At 60.1% G+C, this 18053-nt stretch carries 16 protein-coding genes and 2 pseudogenes; 4 read left to right on the top strand and 14 right to left on the bottom strand.

Annotation, left to right across the window (positions count from 1 at the left end):
- The first annotated feature begins 4 nt into the window (after nucleotides 1-4).
- Both GL286_RS15535 and GL286_RS15530 read left to right on the top strand, forming a co-directional pair.
- Nucleotides 5-1627, top strand: a complete 1623-nt coding sequence (locus tag GL286_RS15535) for an MFS transporter (protein WP_170295229.1) — start codon at nucleotides 5-7, stop codon at nucleotides 1625-1627.
- A 307-nt stretch (nucleotides 1628-1934) separates the two neighbouring features.
- Nucleotides 1935-2456, top strand: a pseudogene (locus GL286_RS15530) (transposase).
- A 27-nt stretch (nucleotides 2457-2483) separates the two neighbouring features.
- On the opposite strand, the gene GL286_RS15525 reads toward GL286_RS15530, so the two are convergent.
- The 10 genes from GL286_RS15525 to ectA form a co-directional block, all read right to left on the bottom strand.
- A complete protein-coding gene (locus tag GL286_RS15525; RefSeq protein ID WP_170295228.1) occupies nucleotides 2484-3353 on the bottom strand; it encodes an AraC family transcriptional regulator in 870 nt (289 codons plus the stop codon).
- A 453-nt stretch (nucleotides 3354-3806) separates the two neighbouring features.
- Nucleotides 3807-4592 (bottom strand): ectoine/hydroxyectoine ABC transporter ATP-binding protein EhuA, encoded by a 786-nt coding sequence (gene ehuA / locus GL286_RS15520; RefSeq protein WP_155096494.1) that lies wholly within the window; start codon nucleotides 4590-4592, stop codon nucleotides 3807-3809.
- Entirely contained in the window at nucleotides 4589-5281 is a 693-nt protein-coding gene (ehuD, locus tag GL286_RS15515) for an ectoine/hydroxyectoine ABC transporter permease subunit EhuD (protein ID WP_155096493.1), read from the bottom strand. Before ehuD ends, ehuA begins: the two co-directional genes overlap by 4 nt.
- A gap of 3 nt (nucleotides 5282-5284) precedes the next feature.
- Entirely contained in the window at nucleotides 5285-5962 is a 678-nt protein-coding gene (gene ehuC, locus GL286_RS15510; protein WP_155096492.1) for an ectoine/hydroxyectoine ABC transporter permease subunit EhuC, read from the bottom strand.
- 20 nt (nucleotides 5963-5982) lie between these two features.
- Nucleotides 5983-6828 (bottom strand): ectoine/hydroxyectoine ABC transporter substrate-binding protein EhuB, encoded by an 846-nt coding sequence (gene ehuB, locus GL286_RS15505; protein WP_155096491.1) that lies wholly within the window; start codon nucleotides 6826-6828, stop codon nucleotides 5983-5985.
- Nucleotides 6829-6849: 21 nt separating this feature from the next.
- Nucleotides 6850-8295, bottom strand: coding sequence for an aspartate kinase (locus tag GL286_RS15500; protein WP_155096490.1), 1446 nt, complete (start codon nucleotides 8293-8295; stop codon nucleotides 6850-6852).
- 60 nt (nucleotides 8296-8355) lie between these two features.
- A complete protein-coding gene (thpD, locus tag GL286_RS15495; RefSeq protein ID WP_155096489.1) occupies nucleotides 8356-9279 on the bottom strand; it encodes an ectoine hydroxylase in 924 nt (307 codons plus the stop codon).
- A gap of 30 nt (nucleotides 9280-9309) precedes the next feature.
- On the bottom strand, nucleotides 9310-9702 hold the full coding sequence (locus GL286_RS15490) for an ectoine synthase (protein ID WP_155096488.1): 393 nt from the start codon (nucleotides 9700-9702) through the stop codon (nucleotides 9310-9312).
- A gap of 17 nt (nucleotides 9703-9719) precedes the next feature.
- Entirely contained in the window at nucleotides 9720-10994 is a 1275-nt protein-coding gene (ectB, locus tag GL286_RS15485; protein WP_155096487.1) for a diaminobutyrate--2-oxoglutarate transaminase, read from the bottom strand.
- A gap of 18 nt (nucleotides 10995-11012) precedes the next feature.
- On the bottom strand, nucleotides 11013-11555 hold the full coding sequence (gene ectA, locus GL286_RS15480) for a diaminobutyrate acetyltransferase (protein WP_211596374.1): 543 nt from the start codon (nucleotides 11553-11555) through the stop codon (nucleotides 11013-11015).
- 281 nt (nucleotides 11556-11836) lie between these two features.
- On the opposite strand from ectA, the gene GL286_RS15475 reads away from it, so the two are divergent.
- Together GL286_RS15475 and GL286_RS15470 are read left to right on the top strand one after the other, a co-directional pair.
- Nucleotides 11837-12316 carry a MarR family winged helix-turn-helix transcriptional regulator gene (locus GL286_RS15475; RefSeq protein ID WP_211596372.1) on the top strand — a complete coding sequence of 160 codons (480 nt, stop codon included), beginning with the start codon at nucleotides 11837-11839 and terminating at the stop codon, nucleotides 12314-12316.
- Nucleotides 12317-12596: 280 nt separating this feature from the next.
- Nucleotides 12597-13472, top strand: a complete 876-nt coding sequence (locus GL286_RS15470; RefSeq protein ID WP_155096486.1) for a DMT family transporter — start codon at nucleotides 12597-12599, stop codon at nucleotides 13470-13472.
- Here GL286_RS15470 and GL286_RS15465 read toward each other — a convergent pair.
- From GL286_RS15465 to GL286_RS15450, 4 genes and pseudogenes are all read right to left on the bottom strand, one after another.
- Nucleotides 13469-15364 carry a 3'-5' exonuclease gene (locus tag GL286_RS15465; protein WP_155096485.1) on the bottom strand — a complete coding sequence of 632 codons (1896 nt, stop codon included), beginning with the start codon at nucleotides 15362-15364 and terminating at the stop codon, nucleotides 13469-13471. The genes GL286_RS15470 and GL286_RS15465 overlap by 4 nt on opposite strands.
- Nucleotides 15358-15729 (bottom strand): response regulator transcription factor, encoded by a 372-nt coding sequence (locus tag GL286_RS15460; protein WP_155096484.1) that lies wholly within the window; start codon nucleotides 15727-15729, stop codon nucleotides 15358-15360. The genes GL286_RS15465 and GL286_RS15460 overlap by 7 nt, the downstream gene beginning before the upstream one ends.
- Nucleotides 15729-16235, bottom strand: coding sequence for a hypothetical protein (locus GL286_RS15455; RefSeq protein WP_155096483.1), 507 nt, complete (start codon nucleotides 16233-16235; stop codon nucleotides 15729-15731). Before GL286_RS15455 ends, GL286_RS15460 begins: the two co-directional genes overlap by 1 nt.
- Nucleotides 16235-18051, bottom strand: a pseudogene (locus GL286_RS15450) (DUF294 nucleotidyltransferase-like domain-containing protein). The gene GL286_RS15455 and the pseudogene GL286_RS15450 overlap by 1 nt, the downstream one beginning before the upstream one ends.
- Nucleotides 18052-18053: the final 2 nt, after the last annotated feature.

The raw sequence follows: 18053 nt of genomic DNA, 5'->3' as shown, positions 1-18053 counted from the left end.
CGACGTGACCGAGGCTGTCAGACCCGCTGCAAAGGGGCCACTCGACTTTCCGCTGTTTCGCGCCCTGTGGATCGCGACCATCATCTCGAATATTGGCACGTGGATGCATGATGTCGGGGCGGGATGGCTGATGACCTCGCTTTCGCCCAGCCCACTGCTGGTGGCGCTGGTGCAGGCGGCGACGACCGGGCCGATGTTCCTGCTGGCGCTGCCAGCGGGGGCGTTGGCCGATATTCTCGACCGGCGCAGATTGCTGCTGGCCGCGCAATTGCTGGGTCTGGTCGCGGCGGCGACGCTGGCCCTCGCCACCGTGCTAGGCTGGACCACGCCCTGGGTTCTGCTGGTGGCGACCTTCGTGCTGGGCGTGGCGGCCGCCTTTTCCGCGCCGGCCTTCCAAGCCATCGTGCCCGAACTCGTCGACAAGACGACTCTGCCCGATGCCGTCGCGCTCAACAGCCTTGGCGTCAACATCGCGCGGGCCATCGGGCCGGCGCTTGGTGGGGTCATCGTCGCATTGGCGGGGGTCCCGGCGGTCTTTGCCTTGAACGCGCTGTCCGTCACCGCGGTCCTGACGGTGCTTTACCGCTGGAAACGGGCCGGGACCGTCCACACCCTGCCGCCGGAACATTTTGTCGGCGCTCTCAAGGCGGGCTATCGCTACGCCCGCCACGCGCCCGCCGTGCGACTGGTGCTGGTGCGTGCGACCGGGTTCTTCCTGTTCAGCAGCGCGCTTTGGGCGATGCTGCCGCTGGTCGGGAGGCACGGGCTCGGGCTTGATGCAGCAGGTTATGGCGCGCTTCTGGGCTGCATGGGGGCGGGGGCGGTGATGGGGGCCCTAGCGCTGAAGAGGTTGCGCAAGCGCTTGGCGGCGAACCGGATCTCGGGTTTTGCGACAGTGCTTTTCGCTTTGGCGACATTAGCGCTGGCCGTGGTCCCGAATGCCTGGCTTGCCGGGGGCGTGATGGTCGCCGCGGGGTTCGCCTGGATCGGTATGCTGAGTTCGCTCAATGTCGCAGCGCAGATGGCCTCGCCCGGATGGGTCAAGGCGCGGGCGCTGGCGGTCTATCTGCTGGTGTTCCAGGGCGCGATGACCGGAGGCAGCATCCTTTGGGGCGTTATCGCCAGCCGCAGCAGCGTGGCCACGGCGCTTGTCGCGGCGGGGGTCGGGCTGCTGGCATCCCTGCTGCTCACGCGGATCGCGCCCTTGCCCCGCGAGGCCGGGGCCGACCTTTCCCCCTCGCGCCATTGGGCCGAGCCGGTGGTCTCGGTCCCGCCCCATGGCGATCGCGGCCCGGTGCTGATCGAGATAGAGTATCGCGTCGATCCCGCCCGCATCGCCGAATTCACCGCCGCCCTGCACCGCTTCAAAACCGTGCGCCATCGCGATGGGGCCATTCGCTGGGATGTCTGGGAGGATGTCGCAGAGCCGGGCCGCGTGATCGAGTGCTTCGTTGTAGAAAGCTGGATCGAACATCAACGCCAGCATGAGCGCGTCACGCAGGCGGATGCGCTGGATCAAAAGCAGATTCACGCATTTCAGATCGAGGGAGTTGCGCCGGTTGTCAGGCATCTGCTTCGTCCCATAGGGTCGGGCGGCATAGAATTTTCGCACACCACACGGCCGTGAGGTGAAACAGCAATATGGACGTTACCTGTCTTCATTGACATTGTCCGCACCGCTGCGATCTCGCCGAGGATTTCGCTGCGGTAAGACTGAGCGACCGTTTCAACGCATGCCGGTCCGGCTGGCGGCGTAGGCCTGTCTTTGCCGGTGTAGCGATGCGCACTCAAAATGTAAGGTGGCGCTGCATTCAGCGAGACGATTTTCCGATGCGGCTGCTCGTTAAAGTGGATGGTTAATCTGGTTAATCTTTTCCTTAGAGGGAGTTTCAAAACCACTTGCAGGCGGATTCGTCCCGTTAGATTAGCGTTTTATGTCTGCCACGCTTGTCTCTGACGGTCTTTGTCCCGTGATTAACCCTTGTTGCCATCCACGTCTTGGTCAGCGAAAGGCGGGCGGCCTCGGATCTTGAACCGGGCCGTTCTGGCCGGGATCATGTTTGTCCTGCAGAGCGGTATCCCCTGGCGGATGTTGCCTGCTGAGCTGGGCTGCAGCTCGGGCGTGACCTGTTGCTCGACGCCATTCCTCGCACTCGTGGCAAGCGTGACCGAGCACGCCATCGGCCCGCAAGCTGCATGCCGACAAAGGGTATGACTATACCCGCTGTCGCAAGGCTTGCACCAAACGCGGCATCAAGCATCGCATCGCCCGAAAGAGCGTTGAAAGCAGCGCCCATTTCGGCAAGCATCGCTGGGTGGTCGAGCGAAAATTCGTCTGGCTCGCCAAATTCCGCCGTCTCGCCATCAGATACGAGCGAAGCGCCGACATTCATCTCGCCTTCACCATCCTGGCCTGCGCCATCATCTGCTTTCGCGTGCTGACGACATGGTTTTGAAAGGCCCTCTAAAGCCGCGATTAGCCGTTATCGAGAAACGCGCCGCCACTGCCCGGGGGTAGTGTTCATCCTTGTGCTGAACACCCGGGTCAGATGCGCTTGGTCGCAAAAGCCGCACAGGTACGCGATTTCGGCAATCGGAATCTCGGTGGTTCGTAGTAGCTCTTTCGCCTTTTCCAGTCTTTTCAACAGAACCCATCTGTACGGTGGATGCCCGACGGAGTGTCTGAAGGCTCGGGTGAAATAGCCTTGTGACAGACCGCAGGCCGCGGCGACACAGGACAACGAGAGATCAGCCGCCAGATCCGCCTCAAGCAGTTCAATCGCCCGCTTCTTCTGCCAGGGCGCAAGACCACCACGCGCCGGGGTCCGGATCTCCCGATTTCCATATGTGGTGCAAAGATGGAAGGTAAGGATCGCGGCGATGTGATCCTGAAATAGGCGGCTTGCGCCGTTGGGAACGTCAAGTGACGGAAGACAGGCCCCTATCAGGCGCTTGACGACATCATCCTCAATATCCTGCCCTGGAGCCACATCCAGTGTGTCGATGCGACACCCGCCCAGATCCTCCTCGAATGCGATCAGCGCCGCGCGAGGTATATGAAAGCCCAGACCGTCGAAGGCCGACTTCATATCGGCCAGCCATGACCTGCGGTAATCGTAAATTGTGAAGTTGCCGCGCCTTGAAATCGTGCAGTCGACCTTCCGGTCGTCAACCCAAAGATGGCCCTCGTAATCGCGAAGGTTGAAAGCCAAGAAAAAGGCATCTTCGCGCAGGGGTGGATCGATGACTCCATGCCCAGCATGCGGGCACGAAAGTCGGGCCATCGTCACTTCGGACTTTCCGAAGATCGGAGCGATGACAATGTCCGCCTGTCGGGCGCGGAAAAATTCCATCTCTTGATTGCTGGTAATGGGGTTTGGCATGAGGTCCAGTTGAAATGATTGCGCAGTTCTGGTCGGCGGCGAACGCTCACCCCGGGCCAGATTGCCAAATTTGGTCCTCTACGGGAAGCGGCGTGGCGCGGAGCTATTATATTCGCCAAAGACAGTGATGCGCAACTCGCCGGCTGCGTTTCAAATCAGGTCGTCCGGTTTCCAGCTTTGGTCATAGAATTCAGTAGCAGTGTCGTAGAGGCGCAATGTGGCGATGAAGCTCCGCCCCGGCAGGATTTGAATTTAATTGGAAATTGGCGCGTCAGCGGGCTTATCCGGACCAAATCAGATGTCGATCTGGCAGTCCTAATTGGTCGTGACCTTGTTTATGCCGTTAATCGAGGCCGAATGGCCGTAATGGGCCGCGCCTTCCGCTCCTCTTTTACGTGTTCTATGCCTATGATCGAATACGCCCTAGACAGCTAAAACTCTGTCGAGTTCGCTGCCCAGAAATTCACGTGTTCGCTCGCGCTGGGGTGAAGTGAACAATTGCGCCGGACTGCCTTCCTCGACGATGCGCCCCTGATCAAAGAATAGGATCCTATCCGAGATCTCGCGGGCGAAACGCATTTCGTGTGTTACCAGCAACATGGTAAGATCATGCTCCTCGGACAGTTGCCCGATCACGTTCAGTACTTCACCGACCAATTCGGGGTCCAGCGCCGATGTGGGTTCGTCGAAAAGCAGGATGTTGGGCCGCATCGCGAGCGCACGCGCGATGCCGACGCGCTGTTGCTGACCGCCCGATAGCTGATGCGGATACTTCTGCGCGTGGTCGCTCAGGCCGACCAGTTCCAGCAGTTCCTCGGCACGGTCGCGGGCTTCGGCCTTGCCCAGTCCCAGAACCTTGACCGGCGCCTCGGTGATATTGCGTAAGACCGTCATATGCGGGAACAGGTTGAACTGCTGGAAAACCATACCAAGCTGGCCCCGCATCCGGTGCAGATGGGCCTGACTGGCGGGGACCAGCCCCACCGGCCCGTGTTCGTGCCAAAGCGGCTCACCTCCGACATGGACGACACCGCCCTCGATACCCTCTAGCGTCATCAGGATACGCAGCACGGTCGATTTTCCCGAGCCCGAGGGGCCGATAATCGTCACCTTCTCGCCCTTGCGGATATCGAAATTCAGCTCGTCCAGAACGGTATGATCGCCAAAGCGTTTCACGACATTGTCAAAGCGGATGATCGGGTCATTCATTTCAGCGGTATCCCCTGGTTGGGAAGGTTCCTGTCAAGCCAACGCACGCCGGACGAGGCGACAAGCGTCAGGATCAGATAAATCCCTCCGACCATCGAAAGCGGCACGAGGTAATCGAAAGTGCGGTCCCCGACGATGCGCGCGACGTTCAGCATTTCGAGAACGGTGACGACGGACAGGACCGGCACATCCTTCATGATCGAGACAAGGTAATTGCCCATCGCCGGAATGATGCGGGGGATGGCCTGAGGAACGATGACATGGGTAAAGGTCCGCGCCCGCGACAGATTCAGCGCGCGTGCGGCCTCGCGTTGGTCGTGGCCCACGGCCTCGAGTCCGGCGCGGTAGACCTCGGAGGTATAGGCGCTGTACTGGATGCCAAGCGCCAGGGCTCCAGTCAGAAAGGCAGGCAGAACAATGCCGTATTCGGGCAGGACATAATAAAGGAAGAACAGCTGCACCAACAGGGGCGTGTCGCGGATGAACTCGGTCACGGCATAGGCCGGCCACGAGACCAGACGTGATCGCGCGCCCTTGAGCACCGCAAGCACCATCCCCATCACCAAAGCGACAAAGAATCCCAACACCGTCGCCTGCAGCGTCACCCACAGCCCGACCATCAGGATCGGCAGGATGGATAACGCAAGTGTCAGGGCGTTCGTGGTGTCCCATTCAAAACCGAACAGCATGGATCACCCCTTGCCCGGACGCCATTGACCGACGCGCCGCTCCAGAAGGCGCATGATGGCCGTCAGGACCAGCGCCATGCCGAAATACATGAAAAGAAGCATGGTATAGATCACTGTGCTGTCCTGGGTAAAATTGCGGATCTGCTCGGCGCGGAAGGTCATGTCGCCAAGGCTGATAAGGGACACAAGTGCGGTATCCTTGAGGTTCTGCACCGCCAGATTGCCAAAGGCGGGCATCATCTCGGGGACGGCCTGCGGGATCGTCACGCCCAGCATCGTCTGGCGCGGCGTGAAGTTCAGCGCAAGTGCCGCCTCGTGCTGGCCGGGATGGACTGACTGGATCGCGCCGCGCACGACCTCGGCGCCGTAGGCCCCGATGTTCAGGCCAAGCGCCAGAACCCCCGCGACGACCGGCGGTAGGCGCAGGTCGATACCGATGGCCTGCCCCGTCAGGGGCAGCGCGAAATACAGCCAGAACAGCTGCACCAGCAGCGACGTGCCGCGGAAAACCTCGATATAGGCGACCGAGAAGGCCCGAATGAACGGGTTGTGCGACAGCTTGCCGACCCCGAACAGAAAGGCCATCACGACACCCAGAAATGTCGAGAACACGGTCAGTTGCAGCGTGACCCATGCCCCCTCGATCAGAGGGGGCAGGTATTCGATCCAATGCGGTGTCATGCGCCGTTACCGCGATGCGCTCAGGCGCCGCACAACTCGGCGGCGGTGTGAGCGGTCGAGCCTTCCACATCCGCCTGAGTGAAGCCGTAGCCGGTGACGGTTTCGGTCCATTCGGGGGATTTCTTGACCTCGGCCAGCGCCTCGTTCACCGCGTCGCGCAACTCCTCGTTGCCGCTGGCAAAGGCGAAGCCGCCCCAACTGCGCACTTCCTCGCCGTCGATCATGGGATCGGTGAACTTTCCGGCGATCTCGACCTTGTCGCTTTGCCCGGCCAGCCCCGAGGCGGTCAGTCCGGTCGCGGCATAGGCATCCGCACGGCCCGTCGAAACGGTCGAAATGGCGTCGGCATTCGAGGCGATCATCACAATGTTGCCTTCGGGCACGCCAAGCGCCTGCATCATCTCAAGCTGGTCGGCACCCGACATGATCGCGACCTTCAGATCCTTGTTCTTGGCGAAATCGCCATAGGCGTGGATCTCTTTGGGATTGCCCGCAGCGACCAGCAGCCCCTCGCCATACGAGGTGTTCGGTTCGGAGAACAGCACCTGCTTGCAGCGGTCGGGCAGGATCGCCATTTCCGCCGCGACCATGTCGAAACGATCGGCTTGCAGGCCGGGGATCAGCGACGAGAAATTCGTGGTGATCCACTCGATCTGCTTCACTCCCAGTTTCGCGGCGACCAGCTTGGCGACCTCGGGACCGGCACCTGCGGCTTTGCCGTTCATGTCCATGTAACCATAGGGGATTTCATTCGCGACGGCGACGCGAAGGGTGCCGCTTTCCTTGATCTCGGCCAGATCGGCGGCGTTCAGGGTTCCGGTCATGCCGGCCAGTGCAAGGGCGAAAAGATAGGTGTGCTTGATCATTTTGTTTTCTCCTGTTGGATCTTAGGCCACGGCACGCATGGTTGATTTGACGCGCGTCGGGGTTTCGATAAGGCCGCGATGCATGGCGATGATCGCTGCCTCATAGTCCTCGTCCTGGACAACGACCTGCAGATCGACCTTGCGCATCAGATCGTGGATGCCCAACGGCTCGATCCCGACCTCGTTCAGCACGTCCATCGTGTGCGACAGGACCGAGGCCGTGCGCAGATCCCGCCCAATGGCCGAAACCAGCGCGACCTTTTGCAGGGAAATCGCTGCTTCGGGGAAACGCTGGGACAGATCGTCCTCGACGCGGCGGATCGCCTTCATGGAGCCTTTGACGAAATGGGTGATCGTATTTGCGTTCGAGGTTTTGGAAAGTATCCAGACCTTGTGGCGCTTCATCGCGTCAAGGATGCCTTCGTCATAGCCCTTGACCCCGACCATGTCGGGATCGTGGAATTCCAGCGCAAAGACATTGCGGATGCCAGTCACGATTTCCACCTGCGATCTGTCCGCCACCAGATCCGAGCGGATGACCGTGCCGTCGTGCTCGGGTTCAAAGGCGTTTTTCACACGCAGCGGTATGCCTGCCTGACGAAGGGTTTTCGCTGCGCCGGGATGGATCGCCTCCATCCCCAAATTGGAAAGCTGGTCGGCAACATCGTAATTCGTCTCGCCGATCACGCGCACCGCATCGACGCCAACGATCCGGGGATCGGCCGAAGACAGGTGGAACTCTTTATGGATAATGGCCTCGGACGCTCCGGTGACAGCGGCGATGCGGGCCAAGGTGATCTCGGTATAGCCGCGATCATAGCTGCGCATCAGAACTTCGCGGCAGCGCGCATATCCGGTGACGATCGGCATTTCACGGGTCAGGTCGATGCCGTCGAATGCCTTGCGCAACACCGTCGACAGATCGTCGGCGCTTTCGTCGTTCCAGCCAGACAAATCGACCAGACGCGCATTCACGCCACGCGATTGCAGCAGAAGCACGGTATTGAAGGCGGAATGCGCCTCTCCCACCGAGGCAAGCATCTCGCGCACGGTCATCAGATGGGCGTCCAGTTGGAAATGACCAAAGGAACACAGCCGCGACAGATCGACGAGGCACGACCGGACATCCGCGATCCGTTCGATGGCAAAGCGGTTTGCGGTGGCAAGCAGGCTCTGGTCGCCGAAGATCTCGGTGTTCAAAGCCGTCATACGCGTATGAAGTGTGTCCAGTGCCTCTTGCCACGACGCGCCGCTTTCGGCGCTGGCAAAGCTGGCAAAGATGCCGGGCGCGCCGGATCTTTTGTGTTCCAGTAACGCGTCGGTAATTCCGGCATAGGCCGAGACGACAAAAATGCGGCCGTAAAGGTCGACGCCCTTGCGTGGTCCGATCAGGACCGTGTCCAGCAATTCCTTGCTGCGCGACATGGACGTTCCGCCGATCTTTTCGACCGTGTGGGTATGGGGCATGTTCTCTCCCTCTGCGCGCGCCCCGTCATCCGGGGCGCGTCTCGTTTGGGGACGGCAGGCTCAGGCCAGTGACCCGCCCGCGATAGCGATGGGTGCCTTGGGCTCACTTTCGCTCAGGAAGGCCGGGCGGGGATTTTCGGCGGCGAAGGGCGCGATCACGCGGTTCGACCATGCGTTATAGACAAAGAACGCGTTCGAGCGCGGGAAGGGCGTGATGTTCCCGTTCGAGCCATGCATCGTATTGCAGTCAAACAGAATGACCGTTCCGGTCTCGCCCGAGGCATAGTCGATGCCAAACTCTTCTGCCAGTCGCGTCAGGCTATCCGGTTTCGGCACGCCAACCTCCTGCTTTTTCAGCGAAGTGGCGTGGTTGTTTTCCGGCGTCGCACCCTCGCAGGCGACAAAGCTGCGATGCGAACCCGGCATCAGCATCAGGGGACCGTTCAGCGCGCTGTTATCTGTCAGAAGGATTGAGGCCGAAATCGCGCGCATCCGGGGCATCCCGTCCTCGGCGTGCCATGTCTCGAAATCCGAGTGCCAGTAGAACTCTTTGCCGGTAAAGCCCGGCTTATAGTTCAGGCGCGACTGGTGCAGATACAGATCATCATCCAGCAGATAGCGGACGCGACCCGCCACCCGTTCGTCCCGCGACAGGCGGTCGAAGAGCGCGCTGTGGCCATCGAGGCGAAAGATCGTGCGCACCTCGTCCGAGCTGGGCTCGGTGATAACATCCTCGGTGGGAATGTTTCCGCCACCGCTGCGCAGCCGCGTGGATTCCTCGCGCAGCGCCGCGACTTCACCAGCCGAGAACAGATCGCGCAGTATCAGATACCCGTTCCTGTCAAAGAAATCGAACTGCTCGCGGGTCAGTGGGGCTTTTTCGGACCACTCCTGCCAGACAACCGGATCGCGGCGTTCTAGCCAGCGCTCTCTCGGCAGGCGGGTAGGATAATCGTCCTGATTGGCGGTTTTTGCATCAAGCATGAATTCGCCTTTCTTCGCTTGGTTTCGAGTTCAGGCCAGTTCCGCGACCGGGGCGTAGGAACCATCCTCGCGATGGACTTCTTGGCCGGTGACAGGCGGGTTGAAGCTGCAGGCAAGAACAAGCTCGCTCGTCGCGCTCAGACGATGCTTGTCGTGCTGATCCAGCGCATATATCACACCCGGAGTGATCTGATGGATCTTGCCCGTGGCCAGATCCTCGATGTTGCCCTCGCCGGACACGCAATAGACGCTTTCGAAGTGATGCTTGTAATGGAACACATGCGAGGTGCCGGGGGCGATCCGGGTGATGTGAAAGCTGAAGCCCATATTGTCACCAGCCAGTAGCAACCGGGTGCTGTCCCAACCATCGGCCTTTACCAGACGGTCGGTTTCACGGGCCTTGTTCAGGTCTCTGACGATCATGGTGGAATCTCCTCTTCTTATTCGGCGGCGATGCGCGTGTGGCGCATTTCGGTCGCGACGGCTGCCTCAAGGGTGTCGAGCCCGGCAGCGAATTCGTCGCGGGGAATGTTGAGCGGAGCCAAAACCTTGACGATCTCGTCATGGCTGCCCGACGTTTCGATGATCAGGCCGTTCTGGAAGCAGGACTTGCAGACTGCGGCAGCCGCCTCGCCCGAGCCCATATTGATGCCCATCATCATGCCACGGCCGCGCAGGCTCAGACCGGCCTCGCCCGCGATGCGTTCCAGCCGCTGCTTCAGATAGGCTGCGTTCCCCGCGATCTGCTTGGCAAATTCATCGTCGGCCCAGAACTTTTCCAGCGCGGCGCGGGCCGTGACAAAGGCGTGGTTATTGCCGCGGAAGGTGCCGTTATGCTCAGCGGGTGACCAGATGTCGTGTTCGGGACGCAGCAGCGTCACTGCCAGCGGCAGACCCATGCCCGAAAGCGACTTGGCCATGGTGATGATGTCAGGCGACAGCCCCATTCCGTCGAATGAAAAGAAGCCACCCGTGCGTCCGCAACCGGCCTGAATGTCATCAATGATGAACAGCGCGCCATGCTTGCGGGCAATGGCTTCGATGCGGCGCAGCCATTCGGGTGAGGCTGCGTTCAGTCCCCCCTCGCCTTGCACAGTCTCGACAATGATCGCCGCAGGGGCATCGATTCCGCTGGAGGGGTCAGAGAGTTGCTGATCAAGCATGTCCGCAGTATCGACATTCTCACCGAAATAGCCGTCGAACGCCGCACGGGAAACGCCGGTCAATGGCGTCGCCGCGCCGCCACGGTGCTTGCCGTTTCCGGTCGCAGCCAGTGCGCCCAGCGTCACGCCGTGAAAGCCGTTGGTAAAGGCGATCACATTCTGGCGTCCGGTCACTTTGCGCGCCAGCTTCAGTGCCGCCTCGACTGCGTTGGCCCCCGTCGGGCCGGTGAACTGGACGCGATAGTCCATTTCACGGGGCCGCAGGATGACGCGTTCAAAGGCCGCGAGGAATTGTTCCTTGGCGTCGGTGAACATGTCGAGCCCGTGAGCGATGCCATCACCCGACACATATTCGATTAGCGCCTGCTTCAGGTCGGGATCGTTATGGCCGTAGTTCAGCGACGAACACCCGGATAGGAAATCCGTATAGCCCTTCCCATTGTGATCGTAGATGCTGGCGCCCTGCGCGCGATCGAACAGGCGCGGGAAGCTGCGGGAATAGGATCTCACGTCACTTTCGACGCGTTCGAAAGTGCTGGTTCTCTTATCCATGATTTTCTCCGAAATTGTTTAAGCGGCGTGAAGCCGGTCAACCCGGTCCGGGCAAAATGGGCCGATGCTCACGAGATGCTCACTGGCATGGCGGTCCCTGAAATCTTTTTGGCGATCGAAATGCAGTTCCGACTGGATAACCGCACCGAGATCGCGAGCCAGTCCTACGAAAAGAGCCCAAGAGGCCGTGTTGTCGCGGGTGATCGTGCATTCGACCCTGCGGACTCCTTGGCAGGCATCGCGGGCCAAGGCCTGGCGCAAAAGACGCTGGGCAAGCCCCTGCCCACGGGTCTCTGCGTCGACGCAGATCTGCCAGACGAAGTAGGTATCGGGCTGCTGCGGCGGCACATAGCCAGACAGCCACCCGACGACATTGTCATTCCGCTCGGCCAGCACACATGTCGGTGCGAAGTGGCTGCATTGCAGAAGATTACAGTATAGCGAATTCTGATCGAGTGAGCCGGAATGGGCGATCAGCTCCCACACTGCTGCCCCGTCGCTCTTCTCAGGCGCACGAAATTTGATCGCGTCAATCTTTGTTTGCGGCTTTGATCTCGTCACGAAACAGTCCTGCTTGTTGCATCGCGCTATATGGTTAGTTAGTCATAACTAAGTGTCAACATAGCATTCTTTGTTTTCACGGAGATATTTAGTAAAATATTGTAAAATAGACGTATTTATCCGAAAAACAACTTAGATTTCCGCAAAATATGGTTATGATTGCAAAATGAATCGGAACCGAATCCATCCCAATTAATTAGTATTGTCTATGCAAGTTGCGAGGCAGAATTCGCCTTGGGTTCATACGGTGCGAAAGCTATATTCGCGCAATGGTTCGAGGCATGGATTTCGCGTTGGAAGACAGAACGAAGATGGCGCTGACCGCGCTGAGGCAGATTCTGCGCAGTACCGAAGAGAACAGCAAAACGGTGATGCGTGAAACGGGGCTTACTCCTTCACAACTTGTTTTCATGCATCTACTGGAAGAGGCTGGCGAACAGACAGCGGGATTTATCGCCTCACGGATGGGTATCACCCAAGCCACGGCAACGGTCTTGATCCACAAGCTGGAGGCTTTGGGAGTCGTTCGTCGCCGCAAGGGTGAACAAGATCGCCGTCAATCTTGGCTATCGCTGACGGAACGCGGACGTGCTTTGCTGGCGATCGCCCCGGACGGCTCGCATGCGCGATTTCATGAACAATTCTCGGCGCTGGAAGGTTGGGAGCAACTCATGCTGATTTCGGCCCTCGAACGGATAGCCACAATGTTGTCAAACCCAAATGAAACCGTCGAAATTTCGGCAGAGCACTCCGAGATTTGAGCAGCTAGTGCTTAGCTCGTCTCGGAGCCCTATGTTATCTGCTAGATCAGATGTGCGCTCAGTTGTGACGCCCAAACCACTTGATTCCACTTGCGACTGATCAAGGGAGGTTGAAGGCACCGAACCTCCCTCGGACCTGAAAGGCGGGCGGCGATGAGACCCAGTAACAACATGGACGAGAAGTCAGCTCACATCGCCGAACGAGAGTCTGACACATAGTCGGCGTCACATCGGTGGTTCGCAAGCGCAGGCAGGCAGCCGCATCTGGAGAGGAGAAACCATGCTCAGGCTTCTAACTGTGACTGCCCTCGCTATGCTCGGTTTTGCTGCCAACTCCATTCTGAACAGATTGGCACTCGCAACCGCCGAGGCCGACGCATTGGGTTATACCGGCATCAGACTGGCATCAGGCGCAATCGCTTTGACTATCATTCTCGCGCTGCGGACCGGCCGGGATCGTGAACCGACCGGGAGTCGAGCTGGGGCTGCGGCGCTTTTCGGATATGCGCTGTTCTTCTCAATTGGCTATCTGATGCTTGCCGCCGGTACAGGGGCACTGATCCTTTTCGCCTCGGTTCAGGCCGGGATGCTATTCTGGTCGGTGCGGTCCGGGGAAAGGCTGAGCCCGGCCGAGTGGGTTGGTTTCGCCCTCGCCTTCGCATGCTTCATTCTGTTGGCCTCACCCGGATTTGCTGCTCCTGATCCTTTGGGGCTGGGGCTGATGGTGATAGCCGGGTTGTGCTGGGCGGCATATTCGCTGCTTGGGCGTGGATCGCGTGACTCGCTTGCCGATACTACCGGCAATTTCCTGCTCTGCCTGCCCTTTGCCTTGGGACTGACGCTGATAGGGATGCTGCTGCATCCGCCTAGCTTGATCGGTTGGGCCTGTGCCATTGGCTCGGGAGCGGTCGCATCGGGAATTGGCTACACGCTTTGGTATGCCGCGCTTCCGCATTTTTCGCGCACCACTGCGGCTTTCATTCAACTGACCGTGCCGGTGGCTGCCACAGTTGGTGGCAATCTGTTTTTGTCCGAGCCCGTCACGCTACGCGTCATCCTGGCATCCACCGGAGTGCTGGGCGGTGTCGCCATGGCTGTTCACGCGGCAGAGTTACGGCGTCGACGGGCGCGCTCGTTTGCACCTGATGCGCCTTAAGCGCGATCGGCGTTTGCGATCAGGCGGCTATACTTGTGGGCTTCGGCGCTGATCGCCTCGAGGTTGCCAAGGCCTTTGGCTTCGAGCCCGGAGATCATGCGCAACAAAATCTCGGCCGTCGCCACGGCGTCGCCCATAGCCGTGTGACGAGCCTCGGGGCTAATCACCACGTCGAGCCGGTCTGCCAAGGCATCAAGCGTATGTTGAGCGCCTTGCCCCCAGAGCATCGCCGACAACAGGACCGTGTCGACCACCCGGTTGGGGAAACTCACACCCGTTTCCAACTCTGCCCTACGCAAATGGCCCATGTCGAAGGGCGCATTATGGGCGACCAGAACGGCGCCTTCGGTAAAATGCCGGAACGCGGCCAATGCCTCGCCCAGATCCGGCGCGCTGGCGACCGCTTCGTCTGAGATATGATGGATGGCGGTGGCTGCAGCGGGAATCGATCGCCCGGGATTGACCAGCGTCTCGAAGCGCTCACCGGTCAGACGGCCCGCCATGATGCGCAGGCCGGCAATCTGCACGATGCGGTCAGTCTGGTCTAAGCCAGTCGTTTCTGTGTCGAAGACGACAAAGGTCATCTGGGAAAGGGTTTCGGCGCTGCCGAAGTTGGGGCAGTAAGTCAATTCTGTTGGAAAGGCGCACTGCCCCAATGTGGCGGGCAAGGGCATCAGGATTCGCCCCTTATCCCACAGGGATTCGGTCCAAAGTTCGCTTCCCAATTCAACCGTCAACGCCGCTCCACTGACACCCGGACGATCGGCATCAGGCTCGTCCAGGAGCCACTCGTCCAATTCTGCCATGGTGAGTGTCGGGCCAGGCCAATGCAGTGATATAAGCGCTTCGTCCTGCTCGGCGAGAATATCGAGGGTCGCTGCGCGTCCTGACTGATCAAGCCGACAGCACAAATGACTGAGCAACGCGGTTAGGCCGCCAGCCTCAGCTTTGACGCAAATATCGTCTATCCTGCCAAGCCGTGCATAGTCGACCGAAGCGGCGAGCGCATGGGCAGAGACCTGCATTCCTGCAGGTCCCGTCTCCATTTCCCGCAACGCCGAGATCAAAGCCATCCCCTCGTTGTGGACGGCTTCGCGAACCCGAGGCGGAAGAGCGTCCTCGGCGGCACCCAGAATTGGAACGAGGGTTGCGGCATGTCGGCGCAGGCGCTCTGCCGCAAGTGTGCGTTCTGGTTGTCCGGCGGGGCGCAGGATCAGCACCCGTTCTTCGCCAACCATGCGCAGGGTTCCTGATAGCCGATGACCTGATTGGGTCATCACGTTGAGTTCGGTTACACCAGCGGAGGCGGTCAATCGCCGCTCGGCGACTTTGAGCGCCATCGGGCGAAGGTGTCGAGAAAGAGCGCAGCCCAGCACGAGCCCCGGTAATGCTGATTTTGCAGCGGTGTTAAAGAATAGCACCCGGTCATCCGCGTCGGTCATCAATGCAATCGCGCCGATGTCTCCCAATACCGACTCGAGGATCTGCTTTTCGCGGGCAAGGTCCGAGAGCCGACTCTCGACCGCTTCGGTTACCGCGGAATCGGATACATGGCGCGACTTGATTGCCTCGCGGGATGCCGGGGTCAGATCGCCGAGATAGCGACCGGCCTTTGGCTCGGGGGCGGTCCCGGTACGCAGGCTTCCGGCCAGCATTTCCATTGGTCGGCCGATATGGCTGTCAAACAAGTACCAGATCCAGACAATCAGCAAGACAACTCCGGATAGACCTAACATAGCAGCCGCGATCAGGCTGGGGATCAGATCGGATGTGTCCGGGCCAAGCCTGCGCCAGATCACGAAGAGGCAAATTCCGAACGTCAGAAGCAGCCCCGCCAACAAGACCGAGAAGATCAGAAAGATCCGTAGCCGCAATGAAAGCCGATTCAACATGGCGAGGCGAGCAGGCGCGTCATCTCGGCGCGTAACTCGGCCAATTCGAAGGGTTTGGCTATGAACCCGTCAGCGCCAAGGGCCAGACCTTTGCGGCGCTCGAGCACTGAGCCACGCGCGGTCATCAGCAAGACCCGCACATTCGTGAGCATCGGATCAGCACGCAGCTGTTCGACGATCTGATAGCCCGAGATGTCCGGCAACATGATGTCCAACAAAACAAGGTCGGGATGCTCGTCGCGAATTACCTGCATCGCTTCGCTTCCGGTCGCCAAGCGTCGGTGGCTATGGCCATAATGCGTAACGATAAACTCAAGTGCCGTGGCGATATTGTCTTCGTCTTCGACGATCAGGATCTGTGCCATTAACTACCCTTTCGGCAGATCGCGGCAAAGGCAGGGTCGGCACTTCCTGATCGCCATTCGCTCGCCGTTTCGTCGGAAACAGCACGCAGGCGGCTACCTGCGCAGTCGAAATCAAGGGTCACACTGCGCGTAGGTTGCCAGCGCTCGACGAACAAAACCTCTCCACGCTGCAACCCGTCGACGCCTTCATTCACCGCAGCGCGGTCGATCACGGCAAATCGGTTCACCATTGGTATCACGAAGGCCCATGGCCGCCATGCCTTACCGCCGGTGCCCGTTTGGAGCACCTCGACCGTATCGGGCAATTGTGCCCTAACTCTGGAATACCAGCTGTATTCGTTCCAGATTGTAAAGCTCAGCATCGAAAGTCCGATGAAGGCTGGCAATATCCAACCTGCCACCTTGACACCGGCTTTGCGCAGGGCATGCGCAGCCGCGTAGATCAGAGCCGCCGCGCCGATGCCGACGGCAACCATGCCAAAGATATCTCCTGCCATGCCGCTCATCATCCCAAGGCTCCTTTTCCGTGGCCGATGGCCGATTGCATGCTGCGGACGATGACGAAAGCGTCACGCAAATGACTGCGCTCGAAGTCGGAAAGATCGACGGGCGCAAGAAAATTGTCGGGGCGCATGCCACCGCGAATGCGTCGCGCCTGATGTTCCAGCCTGCGCGACTGGATCAGGTCATAAGCCGCGATCAAATCCGCCGCGCCCGAAGTCGAAATCACCCCTGCTTCGCCCGCAGCCACCAAACGCGCCCGCGTATTCACCTGCTTCAATCCGGCTTGCAAGGCATAGATGCGGCCCAGATCCGTGACCGGAACCACACCGTTCAACTTCATGTCGATATGGTTGCGATGTTCGCCCGAGCGGATCGTGGCAAAGCCGCCGATCAGGCCCAAAGGCGGGCGATGCTTCAGCCCATTCGCGATCATATGCGCGACGAAGATCGAATTCCGCTGCGCCACTGCCAGGGTTTCGGTCTGAAGCCCGTCAAGCAACTCGGGATCCCCGGCTATCGCACGCAAATCGAACATGACACTCGCCAGCATCCGGGCCTCAGGGCTAGGTCGCGCGATCCAGCCAAGGAAATAGCCGCGCCAGACTTCGATCGGCTGACGCCAGCGCGGGTTCGAGGCCATCATTTCGCCCGGACAATAGACATAGCCCGCATCGTTCAGCCCATCGGTGACGAACCGCGCGAGATCGCGGAACCACGGATGGTGCGGGTCCGCTTCAGGGGCAAGGATGAGGCAATTGTCCTGATCGGTGACGCCGGTTTGCTCTTGACGGCCCTGACTGCCGCAGGCGGCCCAAAGCCAAGGGGCAGGGGCGGGACCAAGCTGTGCCTCGGCAAGCGCCAGCAAGCGGCGGGTCACCGCATCGGCGATTTTGGTGATCTGGCGTGTGATGACCTCGTGGCGCTGGCTGACAGCTACGAGACTGGACAGAAGTTCCGGGATGCGTGACGTGGCCCGACGCAGGGCATGGCTTTCCGTCGCGGCGGCGATTTCACGCAGAAGAACTGAAGTCGAAACCGCCTGAACCCGCATCAGATCGCTTTGCGTGATCATGCCGACAAACCGGCCGGCTTCGGTGATCGGCAAATGGCCGATGCCACGCTCGACCATCAAACTGAGGACATCGGCCCCCAGTGCGTCTCGCTCTAGCGTGACCGGGTCGGGGGTCATGATCGTGGCCACAGGGGCGGCGGCGTCTCGGCCATCGGCCACGACCTTGCCGCTCATGTCGCGCAGGGTGACGATCCCCAGCAACTTTCCATCGCTTCCGGTGATCGCCAATGACGAGATCCCGGCATCACGCATTTTGCGTGCGGCCTCGGAAATACTTTCCTCGGGACCAGATGTAACTGGGGCGCGATGCAGTAGTTCCGCAACCCGCATATCGGCGAATTGCGGCCCTTGCTGCGGCCGCGCTCGCGCAGGACCGCGATTGAAGAAACGGCAAAACGCCGGTTCGGACTGCATCAGTTTGTGGAATTGGGCGGGGGCAGAAGCAGGATCGCGCCATCCCGGCTGATCCGCGCCGTCGTTGCGGCAAGCCCATCGCGCAATAGCCCACGCTCGCCGAAACTATTGCTGCGGCCCAGCAAGGAAACCGGCTCGCCATCCGCGTCGGTGATCTCGACCTCGGCGCTTTCTATAAGATACAGCCCGTCCAACGGTTCGCCATGGCGATAGACCGTCTCGCCGGCCCGCCATTGTCTGCGGCTGAAGAAACCGGCAACCCGTGCCAGTTCGTCCTGCAACAGGGTATCGTAGGGGTGGATAGTGGCAAGAAAGCTGTGGATCTGTTCCATCA

Source organism: Paracoccus aestuariivivens (assembly GCF_009711225.1).
GTDB lineage: Bacteria > Pseudomonadota > Alphaproteobacteria > Rhodobacterales > Rhodobacteraceae > Paracoccus > Paracoccus aestuariivivens.
The sequence above is the reverse complement of the archived record's forward strand: the minus strand, read 5'-3'. Positions and strand labels throughout refer to the sequence as shown.

Bases quoted from the DNA above. Each gene is read 5' to 3' on its own strand.
- GL286_RS15525 (WP_170295228.1), bottom strand. From the start codon at position 3,353: ATGGAATTTTTCCGCGCCCGACAGGCGGACATTGTCATCGCTCCGATC.
- ehuA (WP_155096494.1), bottom strand. From the start codon at position 4,592: ATGAATGACCCGATCATCCGCTTTGACAATGTCGTGAAACGCTTTGGC.
- ehuD (WP_155096493.1), bottom strand. From the start codon at position 5,281: ATGCTGTTCGGTTTTGAATGGGACACCACGAACGCCCTGACACTTGCG.
- ehuC (WP_155096492.1), bottom strand. From the start codon at position 5,962: ATGACACCGCATTGGATCGAATACCTGCCCCCTCTGATCGAGGGGGCA.
- ehuB (WP_155096491.1), bottom strand. From the start codon at position 6,828: ATGATCAAGCACACCTATCTTTTCGCCCTTGCACTGGCCGGCATGACC.
- GL286_RS15500 (WP_155096490.1), bottom strand. From the start codon at position 8,295: ATGCCCCATACCCACACGGTCGAAAAGATCGGCGGAACGTCCATGTCG.
- thpD (WP_155096489.1), bottom strand. From the start codon at position 9,279: ATGCTTGATGCAAAAACCGCCAATCAGGACGATTATCCTACCCGCCTG.
- GL286_RS15490 (WP_155096488.1), bottom strand. From the start codon at position 9,702: ATGATCGTCAGAGACCTGAACAAGGCCCGTGAAACCGACCGTCTGGTA.
- ectB (WP_155096487.1), bottom strand. From the start codon at position 10,994: ATGGATAAGAGAACCAGCACTTTCGAACGCGTCGAAAGTGACGTGAGA.
- GL286_RS15475 (WP_211596372.1), top strand. From the start codon at position 11,837: ATGGATTTCGCGTTGGAAGACAGAACGAAGATGGCGCTGACCGCGCTG.
- GL286_RS15470 (WP_155096486.1), top strand. From the start codon at position 12,597: ATGCTCAGGCTTCTAACTGTGACTGCCCTCGCTATGCTCGGTTTTGCT.
- GL286_RS15465 (WP_155096485.1), bottom strand. From the start codon at position 15,364: ATGTTGAATCGGCTTTCATTGCGGCTACGGATCTTTCTGATCTTCTCG.
- GL286_RS15460 (WP_155096484.1), bottom strand. From the start codon at position 15,729: ATGGCACAGATCCTGATCGTCGAAGACGAAGACAATATCGCCACGGCA.
- GL286_RS15455 (WP_155096483.1), bottom strand. From the start codon at position 16,235: ATGAGCGGCATGGCAGGAGATATCTTTGGCATGGTTGCCGTCGGCATC.